The sequence below is a fragment of the Actinokineospora sp. NBRC 105648 genome, assembly GCF_030269645.1.
Classification (GTDB): domain Bacteria; phylum Actinomycetota; class Actinomycetes; order Mycobacteriales; family Pseudonocardiaceae; genus Actinokineospora.
The window spans coordinates 68,264-87,455 of sequence record NZ_BSTR01000014.1 but is presented as its reverse complement, the minus strand read 5'-3'; the positions used below and the strand labels follow the sequence as shown (position 1 = coordinate 87,455).

The following is a 19,192-nucleotide window of genomic DNA, read 5'->3' as shown; positions in this document are numbered from 1 at the left end:
CGGAGACGGTTTGCGGGGGTGGGGGAAGTGACTTGGCGGGGAGGGTTGTGGGGGTGGGGAAAGTGACTTGGCGGGGAGGGTTGTGGGTCGGGTTGGTGCGAGAGGTGAGGTGGGGTGAGGTGAGGATGGTGGCTTGGTGGAGCGGTGCGGCTGGGTCCGGGTGGGACTGTCCACACTGCTAGCGGCGGGCGGCGGCGGTGCGGGCGTAGCCGTCGGCCAGGCCGAAGACCTTTTGGCCGTAGGGCACGGAGTTGTTGTACGAGAAGACGCCCTGCCACCAGCCGGTGGCGGTGCCCAGGTCGCGGCCGTTGGCGCAGAGGTAGCGGCCCGCTGCCAGGGCCGCGTCGTCGATCTGCTGCGGGTCGCCGACGCCGTCCAGGTTGCCGTCCGCGCCCCACTTGCGCCAGGTGGAGGGGATGAACTGCATCGGGCCCACCGCGCGGTCCACGGTGGCGTCGCCGTCGAACTGGCCCGCGTCGGTGTCGGTGATCGCCCGGACGCCCGCCGAGCCGTCCAAGGGCACCCCGATGATCGGGATCGACGGACGGCCGTCCGCGCCAAGTGTGGCGCCGCCGTACTGGCCGTGGTTGGACTCGATGCGGCCGATGCCCGCGAGGGTCGCCCAGGACAGCCTGCACCCGGGCGTGGTCGAGCGGACGTTGAGCTCGGCGTTGCCGTAGGCCACCAGCGCGCGGGCCGGGATGCCGGTGGGACCGGCGAGCCGGTCAGCCCAGGCGCGCAGCGGGTCGGTGCCGGACTGGCCCGCCTGCGGGGCGGGGGCAGTCGCGTCGGCCTCGACCGGGGTGGCGGAGTTGGGCTCGACCGGGGCCGCCTCGACCTGCGCGGCCGGGACCTCGGCACCGGTCTGGGGCACCGTGGCGACTCGGACGACCCACACCACGGCGGCGCCGACCACCAGGGCGAGCACCACCACCAGCAGCCGGAACAGGATGCCCGGACCGCGGCGGGGCGTCTCGGTGCTCGTGTCCGCCACCGTGCCCCCGTCCTCAGCCGGGGCTCGGGTGCGCACCGGTCGCTGACAGCATCAACGACAAGAGCACAGTGGCGTTACGCGGGGGTAGGTTACGCCGCGCCGTCGCGGCGCTGGCGCTGCAGCCGGGCGACGCACCAGGCGGGGGCGCTGCCCCGGCGCAGGTGCTCGAGCACGGTGAGCGGGCCCAGCCTGCGCGCCAGGTCGGACGGTGCGAGACCGGCCGCCCGGTAGTCGAGGGCGCGCTGGTCGAGCGGGCTCATGCCCGCGTCCCACCACTCCTCGGCCTCGGCGACGCCGCCGACCATCTGCCACCACCCGGCGGCGGCGGCGAGCAGGTCGTGCGGCACCTCGGGCAGCCGCTTGCGCATGGCGGAGATGTAGCGCGGGTCGGCCGCCTCCACCGCCGCCCAGCGGGACGAGCCCGCGCGGGCGCGCTGACCGGGAATACCCGGCGCGGCGACCACAGGGGCGTCGGCCAGCCACTCGGACGCGATGCGGTGCGCCTCGTCCGCGTCGGCGTCCTGCGCGCGCTCGGCTGTCCACTGCCGGACCAGGGCGTCGACCCCGGGATCGTCGAGCATTCTGCCTCCTGGAGGTCTCATGATCACTCGATGGCTGAAACCGTAGGGGGAGGGACCGACAGATCGCCAGAGGCAAAACGGACCAGTTCGCCGAACGGCCCCCTGGAGCCGCAGATCCACCTGAACGGTCCAATGTGGATCTCTGGGCAGACCAAGATCATCACGGTCCGTGATCGAGTGCCGGGCGCGCGTCAGCCACCCTGGCGGTCAAGTTCCCGGTCGGCGGTGACGATGGGGCGAGGACGACCCCGCTGTGGACCGGCGGTCCGGCTAGGCGAAGAGGTTCTTCAGGAACGTGATGATGGCCTCGGCGCCGTCGCGCAGCCAGCTGAGCAACCCCTGGACCGCCGCGGCCGCCTGGGCGGGCTGGCTGATCACGTAGAAGAGCACCAGGGCGACCACTGCGAGCAGAACAACCTTCTTCGCGTTCATCGGCACTCCTCCGTCGCCCGTCAGCCACCATGATCCCCCGAACCGACCAGGCTTGGCGACGTTTTCTCGCGATTGATCGCACCGAGAGTGAGATCAACCCCGTCGGTGCGCTTTGGATCACCCTACGGGTCTAGACCGATCACCACTCCCCGAACACGCCGACCGGTGTCGAGCCGAGAAGTCGATCTCCGCAGTCCCAAAAACAGTGTCACTTTTGAGCCGATGTCCGCCTACGGACACGGTTCGGGCGCCGGTGGCGGTAGAACTTGAGGCGCACCGGCGGAGTGATCTCCGACGGCGCGACGGCCCGGAAGGCTCGGGTACCCGCCCAGCAGGCGGGCACCCCACAGCCGCCCAGAGCGGCTGACCTGCGGCTGTGAGGACGCCACAAGCGACCTCACAGCCCTTTTCGGTTTCCGGGGCTCAGGCCACGACCGCGGCCGCGCGCAGCCGGTCGATCTCCTCGGCGGACAGGCCCAGCTCGGCGAGCACCTCGGCGGTGTCGGCCCTGGCCTCGCTCGGCGGCCTCGGCACCCCAGCGGCGGTGCGGCTGAACTTCGGCGCGGGCGCGGGCTGCGGCCTGCCGTCGAGCTCCAGGAAGCTCCCCCGGGCCACGTTGTGCGGGTGCCTGGTCGCCTCCGACGGCGACAGCACCGGCGACAGGCAGGCGTCCGTGCCCTCGGCGAGCGCGGCCCACTCGTCCCGGGTCCGGGTCTTGAACGTGCGGGTGAACAGCTCGCGCAGGGCGGGCCAGTTCTCCGGGTTGTGGTGGTCCGGGACGTCCTCGAGACCCAGCACCCGGACGAGGTCGGCGAAGAAGCGGGCCTCGATGGCGCCCACGGCCACGTACTCGCCGTCCGAGGTCTCGTACGTGTCGTAGAACGGCGCGCCGCCGTCGAGCAGGTTCCGGCCGCGGTCGTCGTTCCACAGGCCGAGGTTGCGCAGGCCGTGCAGGCCCGTGGTCAGCAGGGCGGCGCCCTCGACCATGGACGTGTCCACGACCTGCCCGCGCCCGGAGGACGCCCGCTCGACCAGCGCGGCCAGCACGCCCATGGCCAGCACCATGCCGCCACCGCCGAAGTCGCCGACCAGGTTCAGCGGCAGGGTGGGCTTGTGGCCCGCCTGGCCGATCGGGTGCAGCGCGCCCGCGATGGCGATGTAGTTGATGTCGTGCCCGGCCGCGGCCGCCAGCGGGCCGTCCTGGCCCCAGCCGGTGATCCGCCCGTAGACCAGCCGGGGGTTGCGGGCCAGCAGCGCGTCGGGTCCCAGGCCCATCCGCTCGGCGACCCCCGGGCGGAACCCCTCGACCAGCACGTCGGCCCCGTCGACCAGGCGCAGCACCAGTTCCAGGCCCTCGGGCGACTTGACGTCCACACCGATCCAGCGGCGGCCCCGGGTCAGCGGGTCGTGCGGGAAGGCGAGCACGTCGAAGCCCGGCCGGGCCCGGTCCACCCGGACCACGTCGGCGCCCAGGTCGGCCAGCACGGTGGCGGCGAACGGGGCGGGGGCCAGGCCGGCGAGCTCGACGACCTGCAGACCTGTCAGCGGGCCCATCGGGCCATCCTCTCGGGCGGGTGATCCGGGCGCGAGTCAGAGCGTGCGGGAGATGATCTCCTTCATGATCTCGTTGGTGCCGCCGTAGATCCGCTGCACGCGCTGGTCGGTGTACATCCGCGCGATCGGGTACTCGCTCATGTAGCCGTAGCCGCCGTGCAGCTGCAGGCACTCGTCGATGGCCTTCATCGCCCGGTCGCTGGTCCACCACTTGAGCATCGCCACGGTGGGGATGTCGAGCTCGCCGCGCAGGTGCTTGGCGATGCAGTCGTCCAGGAAGAGCCGGGCGATGCGCGCCTCGGTGGCGACCTCGGCCAGCACGAACTTCGTGTTCTGGAAGTGGTACACCGGGCGGCCGAACGCCTGCCGGTCCTTGGTGTAGCGCAGCGTCTCGGCGAGCGCGAGCTCCATCGCGACCACCGAGGTGATGCCGATGATCAGCCGCTCCTGCGGGAGCTGCTGCATCAGCTGGACGAACCCCTGGCCCTCGGCGCTGCCGAGCAGGTTGCCGACCGGGACCCGCACGTCGTCGAAGAACAGCTCGGCGGTGTCCTGGGCCTTGAGGCCGATCTTGTCCAGCACCCGGCCGCGGCGGAAGCCCGCGCGCGAGGTCTCCACGATCACCAGCGAGGTGCCCTCGGCGCCCTTGGCCGGGTCGGTCTTGGCGACCACGACCACGAAGTCGCACTGGCCGCCGTTGGTGATGAAGGTCTTGGCGCCGTTGACCACGTACTCGTCGCCGTCGCGGATCGCCCGGGTCTTGATGTTCTGCAGGTCCGACCCGGTGCCCGGCTCGGTCATCGCGATCGCGCCGACCCACTCGCCGGAGGCCAGCCTGGGCAGCCAGGCGAGCTTCTGCTCCTCGGTGCCGTAGGCGAGCACGTAGTGCGCCACGATGCCGTTGTGCAGCGACACGCCCCAGCCGCTGTCGCCGGAGCGGGCCTGCTCCTCGAGCAGGATCGCCTCGTGGGCGAAGGTGCCGCCACCGCCGCCGTACTCCTCGGGGATGGACAGGCAGAGCAGGCCGACCTCGCCCGCCTTGTGCCACAGCTCGCGGTCGACCTGCTTGTTCTCGATCCAGCGCTCGGTGTGCGGGCTGAGCTCCTTCTCGCAGAAGGTCCGGGCGAGGTCGCGGAAGGCGGCCAGGTCGTCATCCATCCACTGCGTCACTCGGGGCCTCCGGGCTCGGGACTCGCCGGCGGTGAAACATTCCGGCTTGATTGTAAGTTCTGTCGAGAAGGTACATGCTGGCCGGACTGGCCGTAAAGTGCCGCTGTCACCGCTGGGAGGGTCTCGTGTCCGTGCGCACGCACCGCACCCAGCAGGAGCGCAGCGAACAGACTCGCGAGGCCCTGCTGGACGCCACCATCGACTGCCTGGTGGAACTGGGGTACGCCCGCACGACTGTGCAGGAGATCTGCGCCCGGGCAGGGGTGTCCAGGGGTGCCCAGCAGCACCACTTCACCACCAAGACCGAGCTGATGACCGCGGCGCTGGAGCACCTGTTCGCCCGGTTGATCCGGGAGGTGCGGGGGCTCGCAGCAGCGCTACCGCCCGGGCGGGCGCGGGTGACCAGGGGCATCGACCTGCTGTGGCAGGCGTACTCGGGGACGCTGTCGACCGCGGCCGTCGAACTGTGGGTGGCCGCGCGCACCGACGCGGAACTGCGCGAGGCGCTGCAACCGGTCGACCGGGCACTGGGCCACGCGACGCTGGAGCTCTACCGGGAGGCCGCCGGGGAACTACCCGAGGCCGAGGTGGAGACGCTGATGCTGCTGAGCGTCAACCTGGTGCGCGGCTTGGCCCTCGACGCGATGATCGGCGGCGGCGCCGAGCGGCGCGAACGGCTGCTGGACGAGTGGAAGGCGACGGTCCTCGACCGGTACGCGGCCTCTTCGTCTTCCCCTTCGTCTTCTGAGACGTGATTCTCGAGAGACGAGTGAACCGATCCCGTCGGGGGCACGTAGAGAAGGTGTGCGGGCTGTGCCGCCCGCGCGATCGAGATGACGGCGCCGGTCGAACCAGGTGCTGGGCACGGGGTGCCGCAGGCGGCGTCCGCGGGATGCAGGGCCCGCGGACGCCGCCTGCTGCGTCAGTACTGCCTGTAGTGCTCCCGCAGCGGCCGACCCGGCCCTCGCTCGGGTCGGCCACTGCACCTGTAGATGAGGGACTCGGGACGCCAACGGGACGTTTGCTTCCGCTAACATTGTAGTTGCCGCACCCGCCCCCGGGCTGACCTGCCAAGATCTGCGCGTGACTGCTATCTACGCGCCCGTTCCGGTCGGCTACCCGCGTCCACCGCGCCAACCGGTCTGGTGGACCGGCTTACTCTCCGCGATCGGATTCCTCGCGGCGGCGGCCCTGGCGGTGACCGGGTCGTTCCTCCCGGTGTTCCGGCTGACCTTCCCCGGCCCGGACGAGGAGCTGGTGGTCATCGAGCAGACGCTCTGGTCGGCCTCGACCACCGACCGCACCTCGGTCAGCGACTTCCTGCGGTCGCACTCCGACCTCAGCGGCATCCCGGTCGCGGTGGGCGCGGGCCTGCTGGCGGTGGCCGCGGTGCTCGGGCTGCTCGCCGCGCTGCGCCGCTCCCCCGGCCTGGTCACCGGTCTGCGGGTCAGCGGGGCGGTCGGCCTGGGCGTCCTCGCGGGCGGGGTCGCCGAGGTCGCGCTCAACGTCTTCACCTACGCCGACACGGCACTCAAGAGCGGCATCTTCGGCGACGAGATGACCGCGACGGCGCAGCTCGGCCTGTTCCTGGTGATGGGCGGGGTGGGGCTGGCGCTGGTCGCGGCCGTGCTGAGCTGGCTGCGCAGGCCGAGCGGCCGAGTGGAACCGGCCACGCCGCCGATGGGGTTCCGGATGCCGGGGAACTTCGCGCCGCAGGTCGCCCACCCGGGCGGGCAGCCGAGTGGGCCGTACGGCGGTCAGGCGGTGCCGGGTCAGCAGGGTCTCGCGGTACCGGGTCAGCAGGGTGGCCAGATCGTGCCGGGTCCGCACGGCAACCAGCCGGGGCCGTACGGCAACCAGGTCGCGCCGGGTCCGCAGGGCGGGTTCCCGGCGGCCACGACGGGCGGGCACCCGGTGCGGCAGCCGGGCGCGGGCAGGCCGGTGCAGCCGGTCCAGGCGGTGCCGCCGGTGCAAGCGGGCGCCGGGCAGGCCGCGCCGGACTCGCCCTTCGGCTCGGACGCCGAGGTGACGCAGGCCGTGTCGCCGCGCGTGGTGGCCCAGCCCGCCGCGCAGCCGGATCCGGGCGAGACGCAGGTGGTGTCCCCGCACACCCCGCCCACGACCGCGGCGGCCCAGGCGATCACGACCGGCACCCCGGACGCACCGGCCGCGGGGACCGAGGTGGCCGGGGTGGCACAGCCGGACCCCGCCCTCCCGCAGTTCACCTCACCGCACCCGATCAGCGGCGCGCTGTCGTCGGGCTTCGAACCCGACGTGCCTGCGGACACGACCGTCACCACAGTGGTGTCGACGCCGAAACCCCCGGCCGACAACGCTTCCGAGACCGAGACCCCCGCGGCGGACGCCCCGACCGAGGACACCGCTCCGGCCGCGGACGACAAGGCCGCGCCGGAACCGACGCCCTCGGATCAGGCTCCGGCGGACGCAGCACCGTTGGCAGCGGCACCGTTGGACTCCGCACCGGCGGACGCAGCACAGTTGGACGAGCCCGCGGCGAAGAAGGCCCCGGTCGAGGAGAAGTAACCGCACCCCGGCGGTCCGTCCCACCGGGCGGGCCGCCGGGTCAGTCGGCCTGCTGCCAGACCAGGTCCGCGTGGTAGTGGTCGGCGATCTCCCCCGCCGAGAGCCGGTCGGCGTCGCGCCAGGGGCCCACCGCGTCCGGGTCGTCGACGTCGGCCCAGCGCGACTCGTCGTACTCCGCGTGGTTGGGCAGCGGGTCGCCGCGGTCGAGGTCGAGGGTCGACTGGCTGGGCAGCTGGCACCGCCACAGCCGCAGGACCGCCGGGGAGTAGTCCCCCGACTCGGTCTGCCAGGACTGCAACAGGCGCTCGCCGAGGATCTGGTCCACGCAGTGCACCGAGATGCTGAACTCGGTGGTGAAGACCCGGTCGAGGGCCATCCGGTCATCCTCCCCCGGCCGGACCTCGGCCCCCGGCAGCTCCCAGAACCCGGCCGCCGACTGCGGCCGGGTGCGCCGGGCCACGAACAGCCGGAACGCGCGCACGATCACCGCGCCCGCCACCACCACCTCGCCCATCGGCCCAGTAGGCCCGATCCCGCCGCCGGGCGGAACCGGCGGGCAGGAGGGCGAGGGGGCTCGCGACGCTGCCCGAAGGGGCGTATCCACGGCCGCGGGCACTCGTTGGAGCGGGTGCGGGGATCATCGTCGCGAAAGGACGGTCACGCACCGGGGGCCCGCTCGACCCTGCCCCAAGGGGACGGTCTCGCGCGCCCCGCGCACGGTCGCGCCGAGTGTCCTTTTCCCACGGTCCACCACCAAGCGGAGCCCGGCTAGGCCGAACAGGTGACGGCGGTGGCGTCGACCAGGCGACAGGTCTGGGTTTGGCCCCCGTGCTGCGGGATGATCCAACGGTGTCCGGTGGCTCGGCGGGCGCGCGGCGTGTCACCGCGACGTACCTCCTGCTCACGCTCGCACTCCTCGGGGTAGCCGGGTGGTGCCTGCTGTCCCGCGCGCTCGCGCCCAGCGACGGGTCGGCGGTCAACGTCGGGGACAGCGCGGTCACCATGGGCGCGGTCGTGGTCACCGCCACCGAACCGGGCAGCCTGCTGCGGGTCGGCGACGAGGTCTTGACCATCGACGGCGCGCGCCTGGCCGACGGGCCGCGGCCGGGTCGCGCGGTGGCGGCGGGCGACCGGCTCGTCTACGAGGTGCGCCGCGGCGGTGACACTGTCCGACTGGTCGTCACGGCGCGGGCGTACCCGTTGTTCGAGAAGCTCGCCGAGGGCTGGCCGACGGTGCTGGTGGTCGCGTTGCTGGCGGGGGCGTCGGCGGCGATGTTCCGGCTGCGCCCGGGCGAGCCCGCCGCCCGGGCCGCGGTGCTGGCCGCCGGGACGACAGCGGTGTGCACGGCGGGCGCGGCGTTCTTCCCGTTGGAGGCGCTCGACCTCGTGGCCGGTGGCCAGGCGTGGCGGTGGTTCCTCGGCGAGGCCGCGTTCGCGGTGCTGTGGGCGGCGATGCTGCACTTCGCGCTCGCGTTCCCGGTTCCCCCGGCGGACTCGCGTTATCGGCTCTGGGTCGCGCTGGCCTACCTCGGTGTGCCGGTGCTCTACGGGTTCACCTGGCTGGGCGCGGTGCTCGTCCTCGACCGGCCACTGGCGGTCCTGGCCGTGGCGGGTTCGCCCGCGGTGCCCTCGATGTTCGCCTACCCGGTGGCGATCCTGGCAGTCCTGATCGGCAAGTACGCCGCCTCCACCGACCCGGGCACCCGCCGGGGGCTGCGGTGGCTGGCGGTGGCGCTGGGCCTGGGGACGGTGGTGTACCTGGCGGTCTGGGCGCTGCCGACGCTGCTGTCCGGCGCACCGCTGCTGCCCACCCGCTACCACGGGCTGGCGTTCCTGCCGGTGCCCTTCGCCGTGGGGCTGGCCGTGCTGCGGCACCGGGCGCTCGACATCGAGGTCGTGCTGAGCCGGTCGCTGGTCTACGGGGCGCTGAGCGCGGGCGTGGTGGGGATCTACGTCGCGGTGGTGGCCTGCCTGTCGCTGCTGTTCCCGCCGATCGACCAGGTGTGGCAGCAGGCGGTGGCGGCGGCCGGGATCGCGGCCCTGGTCCAACCACTGCGGCGGTGGTTGCAGGGCCAGGTGAACAAGCGGTTCTTCGGCTACAAGGACGACCCGTACGGCGTGGTGTCCACTTTGGCCAACCGGTTGGCCGAGACGCACGAGCCCGGCGCGCTGCTGCCGGGGATCGTGGCCACGGTGGCCGACGCGCTGCGGCTGCCGTACGTGGCGATCGAGATCGAGACCAAGGGGCGCACCGAGATCGCGGCGAGCGCGGGCAGCCCGTGCGCCGACACCCACGAGCTGCCGTTGACCTTCCAGGGCGCGCGGGTCGGCACGCTCGTGGTCGGCGGTCGCGCGGTGCTGCGCGGGCGCGACCGCGCGGCGCTCGCGGAGGTCGCCCGGCACGCCGGCACGGCCGTGCACACCGCACGGCTCACCCGCGACCTTCGGCGCTCGCGCGACCGGCTCGTGCGGGCCCGTGAGGAGGAGCGCAGACAAATCTTGCACGAGCTGCACGACGGTGTCGGCCCGACACTGGCCGCGATCGCGCTGGGTCTGGACGCGAGCGTGCGCGGTGTGGACAGCGGTAGCGCCACCGGAGTGCTGCTCGGTCGTTTGCGCGACGAGCTGCACGGCGCGATCACGGAGATCCGCAGGCTCGCGCACGGGCTCCGGCCGCCGATCCTCGACCAGATCGGGCTGGTCCCGGCCCTGCGCGAGTACGCCGGGGCGCTGGCCAGCCGGTCGGCCCGGCCGGACGGCTCCGACCCGGGTGTCACGATCATGCTCGAGGTGCCGACGGTCATGCCGAGGCTGCCCGCCTCGATCGACGTCGCGGCCTACCGGATCGTCTGCGAGGCGCTGACCAACGTGACCCGGCACGCGCGGGCCCGGTCCTGCGCGGTCCGGCTGTGGGTGGACGACGACCTGCACATCGAGGTCGTCGACGACGGGGTCGGGCTGCCCCGGCGAACCATCGGCGGCGTGGGCCTGGCGTCCATGCGCGAGCGGGCCGCCGAGCTGGGCGGGGACTGCGTCGTGGTCGGCGAGGACGCGGGCGGGACCCGGGTGCTGGCCACCCTGCCGCTGCCGAAGGAGGCGTGACGCGGATGATCCCCCGGGTGCTGGTCGTCGACGACCACCCGCTGTTCCGGTTCGGGTTGTGCACGGTGCTGGCGGGTGAGCCGACGGTCGAGCTGGTCGGTGAGGCGGCCACCGGGGGCGAGGCGGTGGCCAGGGCCAGGGAGCTGGCGCCGGACGTGGTGGTGATGGACCTGCACCTGCCGGACATGACCGGCATCGACGCGGCCCGGGCGATCGTGCGGGAGCGGTCGTCGGTGGGCGTGCTGGTGCTGACCATGTTCAACGACAGCGAGTCGGTCTTCGCCGCGATGCGCGCGGGCGCGCGCGGCTACCTGCTCAAGGGCTCGGGCCAGGACGAGATCGTGCGAGCGGTGCACGCGGTCGGCCGGGGCGAGGCGATCTTCGGGCCGGCGATCGCGACCCGGGTGCTCGGGTTCTTCAGCGAGCAGGCGCCCTCGGACGCGGTGTTCCCGGAACTGACCGGCCGAGAGCGCGAGGTGCTGGCCCTCATCGCTGATGGGGTGAGCAACACCGTGATCGCGACCCGCCTGTGCCTGAGCCCGAAGACGGTCCGCAACCACGTCTCGAGCATCTTCACCAAGCTGCACGTCGCCGACCGCGCGCAGGCGATCGTCCGCGCCCGCAAGGCCGGGCTCGGCGAGGACCTGTGAGGAACCTGCCCCAGTGGACGAAGACAGGACACCGGTCCCATGCGCTCGGGACGCACCTTCGGGCACGGTAGTGGTGACGCTCAGTGGGGACGCGCGTACAGCGCGGTGGAGGAAGCGGGGTGGGGCGAATGCTGGAACAGACTCGGACGCCGGTACTGGTGCGGGCGACGGATCCGATCTTGCAGAACGGGGTCCAGATGGCACTGCGCACGCGGCAGGAGGTCTGGCTGGTCGAGGAGGAGGACGCGTCACCGGAAGCGGTGGCCCTGGTGGTCACCGACCGCTTCGACGACCGGGCGGGGCAGTTGCTGAAGACGTTGCAGTGCCGGGGGTTCGCCCGGGTCGTGCTGGTGGCGGGGGACCTGGAGGACACCGAGATCCTGACGGCCGTGGAAGGCGGCGTCTGCGCGGTGGCCCGCCGAGCGGACTCGACACCGGACGTCCTGGTGCGCTTGGTGAAGGCGGCGTCAGCAGGTGAGGGCGCCTTGCCCCCGGACCTGCTGGGCCGACTGCTGAACCGGGTGTCCCGGCTGCAACGGCACGTGCTGGAACCGCGCGGACTGCACCTGGCCGGGATCACCAACCGGGAGACCGAGGTACTGCGACTCGTGGCTTCCGGAATGTCCACAAAGGAGATAGCGGACAAGCTGTGCTACTCGCAGCGCACGGTGAAGTCGATCCTGCACGACGTCACCAACAGGTTCCAGCTCAGGAACCGCTCCCACGCCGTCGCCTACGCCCTGCGCGAGGGCTTGATCTGACGGTGTGCCCCGTTGGGTCGTGAGGGTGTGCTCGATGGGGTGGAGTGGCTTTGTTTGGGGCCCCTAAGAAAAGAGGCGCCGTGGGTAGAGCGGGTGGGAAAGGGATACCCACCACCGCCTGGGCCAGGCTAGCGCCTCTTTTCTCCCCAAACAAAGCCACTCCACCCCATCGAGCAGTTGAGAGGTCGGGTGCGGCTTCGCCGGGTCAGCTTCTTGCCACTCCCAACTGGCTAGCCGGCGATCCGACCGGAGAACGACACCGACGGGCGGCACTTGCCGGTAGCCGGTTCAGGCGCACCGGGCAGTTGGCAGTTCACCGCCACCTTCAGCTCCTGCCCCGGCGGGAACGTGAGCGGCTCCAGGTAGTGGTAATCGACGTCCCGGAAGTTGTTCAGGCCGAACTCCAGCAGCACCTGGTCGCCGCGCAAGATGCGCAGGGTTCCCGAGTCACCGCGCGGGTTCTGCAGGACCAGGTCGGTGATCACCAGCGTCTTGCCGTCCGGCACCGGTGCGGGCGCCTTGAACGCCGGGAACGCGGCGCCGTCGGCTGTCGCGGTCGGATCTGTGGTGACGCGGAAGTCAAACGCTTGCCCCTTGGCGACATCCACCCCGCCCGCCGCGGTCACCGGTGGCGGGGCCGGGGTGGTCGACGCCGTGCCGGCGCCGACGCCCTCGTCCACCTTCTTCTCCGCCGAGGCGGCCCGCTGTTCGGCCGCCGCCGCCTTCTTCTCCGCGTTGTCGGCCTTGGTCTCCAGCTTGCCCTGCTCGGCCTTGACCACCTCGGCCGCCGAGTCCCGCGCGGCCGACTGGATCGTCGGTTTGAGCACGGTGAACCACAGCGTCACCGCGACGATCGCCAGCGCCAGCAGGAACAACAGCGCGGGCAGCAGCCACTTCGGCAGGAGTTGGTGCTGCACAACGGTTCCGTTGGCGGTCACCGGGGCGACCTCGCCGCTGGTGACCGTCACCTGGAACGGGTGCCTGCGTTCCGGTCCGCGCAGGAACCGGTCGTGCGGGCGGGCGCGCAGCCGCAGGAACGCCGACGTGCCCGGCTCGACGGTCAGCGCCGGGTGGTCGACGTCCAGCCGGAGCTCGTCCTCCGGGTCGGCGACCGCGATCTCCACGGCCAGCGGGTGGTTGCCCGCGTTGTCGACCACCAGCTCGCCCCGCGCGCGGGAGCGGCCCTTGAGGGTCTTGGGGACCAGTTCGACGCGCAGGTCGGTGTAGGCCAGGACATCCAGGACGCCCTCCTCCACCACCGACCCGGTCGCCGGGTCCTCGCGGGAGAGCACCCGCACGCCGAACGGGACGGCGCCCGCGGGGACCGTGCCGTCGCGGGGTGGGGCGAAGGTGACTGACACCTCGGCCTCGGTGCCCGGTAGCAGGTTGATGACCGCGGGCTCGACCCGCGCCCAGGCCGCGGCGTCGCCGACGACGTCCACGGTGAACTGGTCGACGAGCGTGCCGGAGTTGTTGACCCGCACAGCGGTCGTCGCGGTCTCTCCGGGGGTGACCGCGAGCTCGTTTCCTGCCAACGACGTGGTGGCTCCCATGACACCGCAGTGTCACGGCCCCCGGCACCCCGGCGGACCCCGCGAACGGGTACGTGCGCGGGCAGCCCCGATTGCCCCTTCGTGCGGGCGGCGGCGTCCTGATCGCCACCCGCGCGCCGGGCCCCGGTCGAGGGTGCGCTTCCTAGGCTGGACGCGCAAGTCCAGCGTTGGGGAGGTCGCCGCCGTGCACCGTGCCGTCGTGGTCAGCGTGATCGCCGTGCTGGGGGTGGGCACGCTACTGGTGGCGGCGGGCCCCGCGCCTGCGGTTCCCGCAGCCGGGTCGACCGTGCTCGCCTCCGTCGACACCGCGGGCACTCCGTCGCCGAACGGCGGCGCGGACCAGGACATGTCACTCGACGGCACGGCGGTGGTGTTCACCAGCACCTCGCCGTTGGACTCGCCCACCCGGCCGCAGACGCGCAACGTCTTCGTGCGCGACCTCGCCCGCGGCCGGACGGTGTTGATCAGCCGCGGGCAGCTCACCCGGCCGACGGTCCCGCCGAGCAGCTCACCCACTTCGCCACCATCATCATCGTCGCCGCCGCCATCGTCGTCGTCATCGTCGCCACCCACCTCGTCCTCGCCGCCGTCGGGCGACTCCGGGCCGATTCCCCTTGCCGGCAAACGACTTGTCGCGTTCGCGCAGCCCGCCGTCGTCTACGGCGAGACCGCGGCCGACGGGGAGAGCCTGTTGCCGACGATCTCCCGGGACGGCCGGTTCGTCGCGTTCATCACCGCGGCGACCAACATCATCGAGGCGGACCCCTACTCGCACTACGACGTGCTGCTGTGCGACCGGGCGCCGAACGGCGTGTTCGACGCGCGCAAACCGGACGGGTCCATGGACTACCGGTACTCCCAGGTGACAGTGCCGGGACCCGAGGACCGACCCACCTCGCCCGACCGGCCCCGGCTGGCGGCGGACGCGACGCGGATCGTGTGGTCGCAGACCTCGTCCAGCGGCGATTACGGACCACACCTGTTCGTCGCCGACCTGACCAATGGCGTGGCCTCGTCGGTGCGCATGCTCTCGACCGCTTCCCCAAACAGCCCAACCATTCCGCTGTCGTCCCAAGTGGACCCGGACATCTCCGCTGATGGCAGGCTGGTCGTCTCGGCTGGTGTTTCCCGTGTCGTTGACACGGACACCGTCTGGCGCTCGGTGATCCGCACGGATGTCGCCGCCAACACCAACACCCGGGTGGACTTCGACGCCGACGGCACCGTGCTCGACACCGACGGCTCGGTTCGCTACCGCAGGCCCGCGATCAGCGCGGACGGCAAGGTGATCGCATTCGTCGCGGCGCGGCAGACCGATCAGCCCAACATCTACGTCGTGCGGCCCGAGGCCGTGGTTCCGCCTGGTACCAAGGATTCCGAGCTGGTGTCGCGCGACAACGCCGGGAACCCGGTCAACGCGAACCTCCCTGGGCTGTCCGCCGACGGGCGGTACCTGGCGTTCGTCACCGACGCCCCCGCCACCCACGACGGCGCTGACGTGCCACTGCCGGAATACGACGGTTCGTGCCTACAACCGTCCGGGGGCCTGCGTGCCGTACCGCCGGTGGACGATGCGCGCGACAACCGCGTGCGCTGCCAGGTCGTGGTGCGGGACCTGGTCGTGGACCGCGCGCGCGGAACGGCCCGGCTGCCGGGCGCCCTGGCCTCGGTGGCGCACGACACCGACTGCCCACCCGACGTGGATCCGGTGGAGGGCGACCGCTGCCCGGGCGACAGCACCCCGGAGCTGTACTCGGCGGCACCCTCGCTGTCGGCCGATGGCGGCCGGGTGGCGTTCGAGTCCTCGGCCAGCGACCTCGCCGACGACGACTCCTACTTCGAGGACGACGTCTTCGTGCACACCTTCGAACCGGGGCTGACCGGGGACCCGGTCACCTTCGGGACCGCGACCGTCGGCGACACCGTGAACCGCACGGTCACGGTGCGCCACACCGGCTTCGGTCCGCTCCCGGTGGAGTCGGTATCGTTGCAGGGCAACGATTTCAGCACCGGTGCCGACGCCTGCACGGGCGCGGTGCTGCACGTCACCGGCACCTGCCTGGTGGCGGTGCGGTTCACCCCGACGGTCGCGGGGGCCCGCGACGCGCGACTGGTGATCAAGGTCCGCGGCGGCCGTGAGTTCACTGTGGACCTCAGTGGCACGGGTAGCACCCGACCGGTCATCCCGCCGAACGCGGAGTTCGCCGCGGGCCCGGACCCGCTGGACTTCGGCCCCAGGCTGATGCTCTCCGACGGTCCCGCGCTGCCCCTGACCGTGCGCAACAACGGCGGTTCGCCGATGATGGTGACCGGCACGACCGCCGACTCCCCTGACTTCACGGTCGACGCGACCGCGTGCCTGAGCGCACCGGTGCCGCCGGCGGGCACGTGCGCTGTTCAGGTGCGCTTCTCCCCCGCTGGACCGAGTGCTCCCGCCGCGCCGTCGTTCCGCCCGGGCATCCTGACGTTCACCAGCACGGCCCCGGGCGGTCCGCACTTGGTCGCGGTGCGTGGGGAAGCTGTGCAGCCCGCACTGGACCTGAACCCCGCGGTGATCTCACCGGGACGGGTCAGCACGGCCACCGGAACCGGTTTCCCGCCGGGCAAACCGGTGACGCTGACCTTCCGCGAGACGGTGGGGTCGGCCACCGTGGTGAGCGGGGCGAACGGCCGGTTCAGCACGCAGCTGTTGGTGTTCCCCAAGGCCTCCATCGGACCTCGGACCGTGGTGGCCACTGTGGACACCACGGCGATCGCCGCGGAGCGCCCGTTGCTGGTGGTGATCAACACTGTCAGCCCGGCCGAGTTCGTCGGCCGCGGCTAGCGGGGTTGGTCCGCCAGCAGGCGCAGTGCCAGCGCGGGGCAGGCCGCGGCGGTGCGGCGGGCGGGCCTGTCCGGTACCGGCCCGCGGACGATCGGGTAACCCCACTCGTCCAAGTCGATGGCCTCGGGGAGCAGCTGCGCGCAGACGCCGTGCCCGCGGCAGGCTCGGGGGTCCACCTTGAGCGTGGTCATGCCAGGCACCGGCCTTTCGTGTGGGCGGCGACGTCGGCGGCGAAGACGCGCAGCGCGCTCTCGGCCAGCCGGGTCGCGCCGTCGGGGTGGGCGCACGCACCGCGGCCGGGGATGATCCCCAGGCGTGCGCGCAGGCGCGGCAGGCTGGTGGTCAGGTCGGCGAAGTCGGCGGCGATCGCGGGCAGGCCGAACGTGCATGGCCCGCACTGCCGTGCGGATTCCCCAGCCAGGTAGCCCAGGATGGCGGCGGTCTCGGCGAGGCCGCACGTGCCGCGTCGCAGTGTCCGGATCGCGGCGACGCCCGGGACGGCGCTCAGCCGGACCAGTTCCGCGCCGGCGAGCCATTCGCCACCGAACCCGCCGACGAGCGCGGGTGCGTTCGGGTCACGGCCCGCGGCGCGCAGTGCTTCCCCGATGGTCACGTCGGCGGGCAGCTCCCAGATCTGACCGTCGACGGTGACCAGGCGGGACTCGTCCCGGCGGAACGACTCGGGTCCGACCCGGGCCAGGACCGCCAGCTGGGCCAACGTCTCCACGTTGTCGACCAGCGTCTTGCGGCGCCCCTCGAACGGTCGCTTGCCGGTCGGGCGGGCGTCCCCGGTGGCCAGGAAGTTGACCAGCGCGGTCTCCTCGCTGGCGACGTAGCGGGGCGGGACCTGCACGACGCGCACGGGGAACGGGTGCTCGGCGACCGCCCTGGCGACGGTCCGTGCGTCGTGCACGCACAGGACAGCCTCGCGGGCGCCGACCATCGCGGCGGCGAGCTGGAGACCGTCGAGCACGAGGTGCGGGGCGGTGGCCAGCAGGACCTTGTCCTTGGCGCTCGCCGGATCGCCCTCGCAACCGTTCGCGACGACGACCGCCGCCGGGTTGCGCAGCTTGCGCGCGGTCGGGAACCCGGCGCCACCGCGGCCGCGCAGACCGGCGGCCTCGACGGTGTCGGCGGTCAGACCTGGCAACGCGCCGTGCACGGCCACGTGGGTGGCGTGGTCGGGGCCCGGGGTGAGCAACCGGCCCGCGGTCTGGGTGGTCTGGGTCTGGGTGGTCATCGTGCCCCCTGGAGTCGGGTGACCCGCCAGGTCAGCGCCACCGCGACGGCGGCCAGGCAGGCCACGTCGAAGGCGATCACCAGGCCGGTGTCGGCGGTGCCCATGCCGAAGCCGTGCAGCAGCGCGACCGGCCACAGGGCGTAGGCGCTGAGGTGGACCAGGCGCCACCAGCGGGCCGGGATCCTGGTGCGCAGCAGGCTGGTGACCACCACGGCGATCATCAGGTCGACCGCGACCGCGCCGAGACCGACCCAGAACGGCTGGTAGACCGAGGCGAACGGCAGGACGACGTCGAGCCAGGCGATCTCGACGTAGCCGTCGAGCACCGCCGAGGCGATGTGCACGACGAGGAACACGACGGTGAGCAGGGACAGGTTGCGGTGCAGGGCGCCCACGGCGAAGCGCGGGAGGCGGACGGTGCCGAGCCTGCCCGCGGTCAGCAGGCCGAGCACCAGGGTCGCGGTGAGCAGTCCCAGCGCCACCAGACCGGTGGCGCGGCTGATGTACCAGAGCATCAGGCGACCACCCGGTCCCGGGCGGGCCAGTCGCCCACGGTGAGCACCGCGCCGTCGCCCGCGACCAACAGGGCGGGCAGCCTGCGGTCGGCCAGCCAGGCGGGGGCCTGGGCACCGAGGACGATCGCCGCCGTGCTCGCGGTGTTGGCGTCCACACAGGACTTCGCCGCCACCGACACGGTGCGCCACACCACTTCGGCGCTGCGTCCGGTGCGCGGGTCGATCACGTGGTGCACCTGCCGCCCGGCCCGCCGCCAGGTGCGGCGGGTGGTGCTGGAGGTGGCCAGGCCACCGGCGCCCAGCGCGACCCTGGCCCACGGCGCGCGGTCGGCGGTGCGGTGGTCGTCGCCGACCGCGATCTGCCAACCGCCCTCCGGCGCGGCCCCCGCGACACTCAGGTCACCGCCGAGGGAGACGAGCACACCACCCCCGACGCGCTCCGCGATGGCCCTGGCCGCCCGGTCGGCGGCGAGCGCCTTGGCGGTGGCGCCCAGGTCGATCTCGACGTTGTGCGGGATCAGGACCTTGTGGTCCTGGAGTAGGACTCGGTGGTAGCCGCGGACTCGGCGGATCTCGGCCGGGCGCGGGTCATCGGCGGGCACCGCGGCGAAGTCGCGGTCGTAGCCGTGCCCGTGCAGCGCGCCGCCGACCGTCGGGTCGACCAGCCCCTGGGTGAGCTGGGCGGCGCGCAGGGCCACCGCCAACGCCTCGGCCAGCAGCGGGCTGACCTCGACGGCGTGGCCGCGCGGCAGCCGGGCGAGCTCGGAGTCGGGCCGGAAGCGGCTGCACGCGTCGTCGACCGCGGCCAACTCGGCGCGCAGCAGGGTGGTGGCGACCCGCAGGTCGGCCGGGTCGGTGACCAGGACGACGGCGGTGGTCCCCCAGACGGGGAACTCGGCCCGGGCGGTCACGACCCACCGGACCCGACGTGCGCGCTCCCGCCGCCCCGCGACGGCGCCTGGTCGGCGGCCAGCCCCGAGTCGGTGTCGTCCTGGCCGGTGGTGCTGGAGTCGCTGGTGCTGTTGTCACTGGTGCTGTTGTCGCTGGTGGAGGACTCGCTGGTGGAGGACTCGGTGCCAGCCGAGGAGTCGGCGCTCGCCGAGATCGCGACCCCGACCACGCCCGCGAGCGCCGTGGCCCCGACCGCGACACCGGCGGTCACCAGTGCCACCCGATTGCCCATCCGATCCCGCCACGCCACCCGCTGTGCCCGCTCGTCCATGGTGTCCCTCCGGTAGCTCGTACCGGCAACGGTCCACCGCGACCCTGTGG

At 72.8% G+C, this 19,192-nt stretch carries 18 protein-coding genes; 6 read left to right on the top strand and 12 right to left on the bottom strand.

Annotated features, from left to right (window positions below):
- Positions 1-178 precede the first annotated feature (178 nt).
- The 5 genes from QSK30_RS15255 to QSK30_RS15235 all read right to left on the bottom strand — a co-directional run bounded on the left by QSK30_RS15255 (position 179) and on the right by QSK30_RS15235 (position 4,719).
- Positions 179-994, bottom strand: a complete 816-nt coding sequence (locus tag QSK30_RS15255) for a lytic transglycosylase domain-containing protein (protein WP_285503371.1) — start codon at positions 992-994, stop codon at positions 179-181.
- Between the two features lie 89 nt (positions 995-1,083).
- Positions 1,084-1,575, bottom strand: coding sequence for a helix-turn-helix transcriptional regulator (locus QSK30_RS15250; RefSeq protein WP_285503369.1), 492 nt, complete (start codon positions 1,573-1,575; stop codon positions 1,084-1,086).
- Between the two features lie 270 nt (positions 1,576-1,845).
- Positions 1,846-2,007: a hypothetical protein gene (locus tag QSK30_RS15245; RefSeq protein WP_285503368.1), complete on the bottom strand. Its 162-nt coding sequence runs from the start codon at positions 2,005-2,007 to the stop codon at positions 1,846-1,848.
- Between the two features lie 423 nt (positions 2,008-2,430).
- Positions 2,431-3,561 carry a CaiB/BaiF CoA transferase family protein gene (locus tag QSK30_RS15240; RefSeq protein ID WP_285503366.1) on the bottom strand — a complete coding sequence of 377 codons (1,131 nt, stop codon included), beginning with the start codon at positions 3,559-3,561 and terminating at the stop codon, positions 2,431-2,433.
- Positions 3,562-3,597: 36 nt separating this feature from the next.
- Positions 3,598-4,719, bottom strand: a complete 1,122-nt coding sequence (locus tag QSK30_RS15235; RefSeq protein ID WP_285503446.1) for an acyl-CoA dehydrogenase family protein — start codon at positions 4,717-4,719, stop codon at positions 3,598-3,600.
- 137 nt (positions 4,720-4,856) lie between these two features.
- Between QSK30_RS15235 and QSK30_RS15230 the strand changes: the two genes are divergently transcribed.
- Positions 4,857-5,486 (top strand): TetR/AcrR family transcriptional regulator, encoded by a 630-nt coding sequence (locus tag QSK30_RS15230; protein ID WP_285503364.1) that lies wholly within the window; start codon positions 4,857-4,859, stop codon positions 5,484-5,486.
- A gap of 328 nt (positions 5,487-5,814) precedes the next feature.
- Positions 5,815-7,275: a hypothetical protein gene (locus QSK30_RS15225; protein WP_285503363.1), complete on the top strand. Its 1,461-nt coding sequence runs from the start codon at positions 5,815-5,817 to the stop codon at positions 7,273-7,275.
- A gap of 40 nt (positions 7,276-7,315) precedes the next feature.
- Here QSK30_RS15225 and QSK30_RS15220 read toward each other — a convergent pair whose 3' ends face one another.
- Positions 7,316-7,789, bottom strand: coding sequence for an NUDIX hydrolase (locus QSK30_RS15220; RefSeq protein ID WP_285503362.1), 474 nt, complete (start codon positions 7,787-7,789; stop codon positions 7,316-7,318).
- Positions 7,790-8,124: 335 nt separating this feature from the next.
- Here QSK30_RS15220 and QSK30_RS15215 point away from each other — a divergent pair, with 335 nt between their 5' ends.
- The 3 genes from QSK30_RS15215 (at position 8,125) to QSK30_RS15205 (ending at position 11,788) form a co-directional block, all read left to right on the top strand.
- Entirely contained in the window at positions 8,125-10,377 is a 2,253-nt protein-coding gene (locus QSK30_RS15215) for a sensor histidine kinase (RefSeq protein ID WP_285503361.1), read from the top strand.
- A 5-nt stretch (positions 10,378-10,382) separates the two neighbouring features.
- Entirely contained in the window at positions 10,383-11,027 is a 645-nt protein-coding gene (locus tag QSK30_RS15210) for a response regulator (protein WP_285503445.1), read from the top strand.
- 128 nt (positions 11,028-11,155) lie between these two features.
- A complete protein-coding gene (locus QSK30_RS15205) occupies positions 11,156-11,788 on the top strand; it encodes a helix-turn-helix transcriptional regulator (RefSeq protein ID WP_285503360.1) in 633 nt (210 codons plus the stop codon).
- 230 nt (positions 11,789-12,018) lie between these two features.
- Here the strand turns inward: QSK30_RS15205 and QSK30_RS15200 are convergent, their stop codons facing one another.
- The gene (locus tag QSK30_RS15200; RefSeq protein WP_285503359.1) at positions 12,019-13,341 is read right to left on the bottom strand and encodes a COG1470 family protein; all 1,323 of its coding nucleotides are present in this window, start codon (positions 13,339-13,341) and stop codon (positions 12,019-12,021) included.
- Between the two features lie 184 nt (positions 13,342-13,525).
- Between QSK30_RS15200 and QSK30_RS15195 the strand changes: the two genes are divergently transcribed.
- On the top strand, positions 13,526-16,165 hold the full coding sequence (locus QSK30_RS15195; protein WP_285503358.1) for a choice-of-anchor D domain-containing protein: 2,640 nt from the start codon (positions 13,526-13,528) through the stop codon (positions 16,163-16,165).
- On the opposite strand, the gene QSK30_RS15190 is transcribed toward QSK30_RS15195, so the two are convergent.
- Genes QSK30_RS15190 through QSK30_RS15170 form a run of 5 tightly spaced genes read right to left on the bottom strand, consistent with a single transcriptional unit; the run spans position 16,162 to position 19,142 of the window.
- The gene (locus QSK30_RS15190) at positions 16,162-16,356 is read right to left on the bottom strand and encodes a ferredoxin (RefSeq protein ID WP_285503357.1); all 195 of its coding nucleotides are present in this window, start codon (positions 16,354-16,356) and stop codon (positions 16,162-16,164) included. The genes QSK30_RS15195 and QSK30_RS15190 overlap by 4 nt on opposite strands.
- Positions 16,353-17,405: an NADH-ubiquinone oxidoreductase-F iron-sulfur binding region domain-containing protein gene (locus QSK30_RS15185; RefSeq protein WP_285503356.1), complete on the bottom strand. Its 1,053-nt coding sequence runs from the start codon at positions 17,403-17,405 to the stop codon at positions 16,353-16,355. The genes QSK30_RS15190 and QSK30_RS15185 overlap by 4 nt, the downstream gene beginning before the upstream one ends.
- On the bottom strand, positions 17,402-17,920 hold the full coding sequence (locus tag QSK30_RS15180) for a ferric reductase-like transmembrane domain-containing protein (RefSeq protein WP_285503355.1): 519 nt from the start codon (positions 17,918-17,920) through the stop codon (positions 17,402-17,404). Before QSK30_RS15180 ends, QSK30_RS15185 begins: the two co-directional genes overlap by 4 nt.
- Entirely contained in the window at positions 17,920-18,831 is a 912-nt protein-coding gene (locus QSK30_RS15175) for an FAD:protein FMN transferase (RefSeq protein ID WP_285503354.1), read from the bottom strand. Before QSK30_RS15175 ends, QSK30_RS15180 begins: the two co-directional genes overlap by 1 nt.
- Positions 18,828-19,142: a hypothetical protein gene (locus QSK30_RS15170; RefSeq protein ID WP_285503352.1), complete on the bottom strand. Its 315-nt coding sequence runs from the start codon at positions 19,140-19,142 to the stop codon at positions 18,828-18,830. Before QSK30_RS15170 ends, QSK30_RS15175 begins: the two co-directional genes overlap by 4 nt.
- Positions 19,143-19,192: the final 50 nt, after the last annotated feature.

Bases quoted from the DNA above. Each gene is read 5' to 3' on its own strand.
- QSK30_RS15250 (WP_285503369.1), bottom strand. From the start codon at position 1,575: ATGCTCGACGATCCCGGGGTCGACGCCCTGGTCCGGCAGTGGACAGCC.
- QSK30_RS15245 (WP_285503368.1), bottom strand. From the start codon at position 2,007: ATGAACGCGAAGAAGGTTGTTCTGCTCGCAGTGGTCGCCCTGGTGCTC.
- QSK30_RS15240 (WP_285503366.1), bottom strand. From the start codon at position 3,561: ATGGGCCCGCTGACAGGTCTGCAGGTCGTCGAGCTCGCCGGCCTGGCC.
- QSK30_RS15235 (WP_285503446.1), bottom strand. From the start codon at position 4,719: ATGGATGACGACCTGGCCGCCTTCCGCGACCTCGCCCGGACCTTCTGC.
- QSK30_RS15220 (WP_285503362.1), bottom strand. From the start codon at position 7,789: ATGGGCGAGGTGGTGGTGGCGGGCGCGGTGATCGTGCGCGCGTTCCGG.
- QSK30_RS15210 (WP_285503445.1), top strand. From the start codon at position 10,383: ATGATCCCCCGGGTGCTGGTCGTCGACGACCACCCGCTGTTCCGGTTC.
- QSK30_RS15205 (WP_285503360.1), top strand. From the start codon at position 11,156: ATGCTGGAACAGACTCGGACGCCGGTACTGGTGCGGGCGACGGATCCG.
- QSK30_RS15200 (WP_285503359.1), bottom strand. From the start codon at position 13,341: ATGGGAGCCACCACGTCGTTGGCAGGAAACGAGCTCGCGGTCACCCCC.
- QSK30_RS15190 (WP_285503357.1), bottom strand. From the start codon at position 16,356: ATGACCACGCTCAAGGTGGACCCCCGAGCCTGCCGCGGGCACGGCGTC.
- QSK30_RS15185 (WP_285503356.1), bottom strand. From the start codon at position 17,405: ATGACCACCCAGACCCAGACCACCCAGACCGCGGGCCGGTTGCTCACC.
- QSK30_RS15180 (WP_285503355.1), bottom strand. From the start codon at position 17,920: ATGCTCTGGTACATCAGCCGCGCCACCGGTCTGGTGGCGCTGGGACTG.
- QSK30_RS15170 (WP_285503352.1), bottom strand. From the start codon at position 19,142: ATGGACGAGCGGGCACAGCGGGTGGCGTGGCGGGATCGGATGGGCAAT.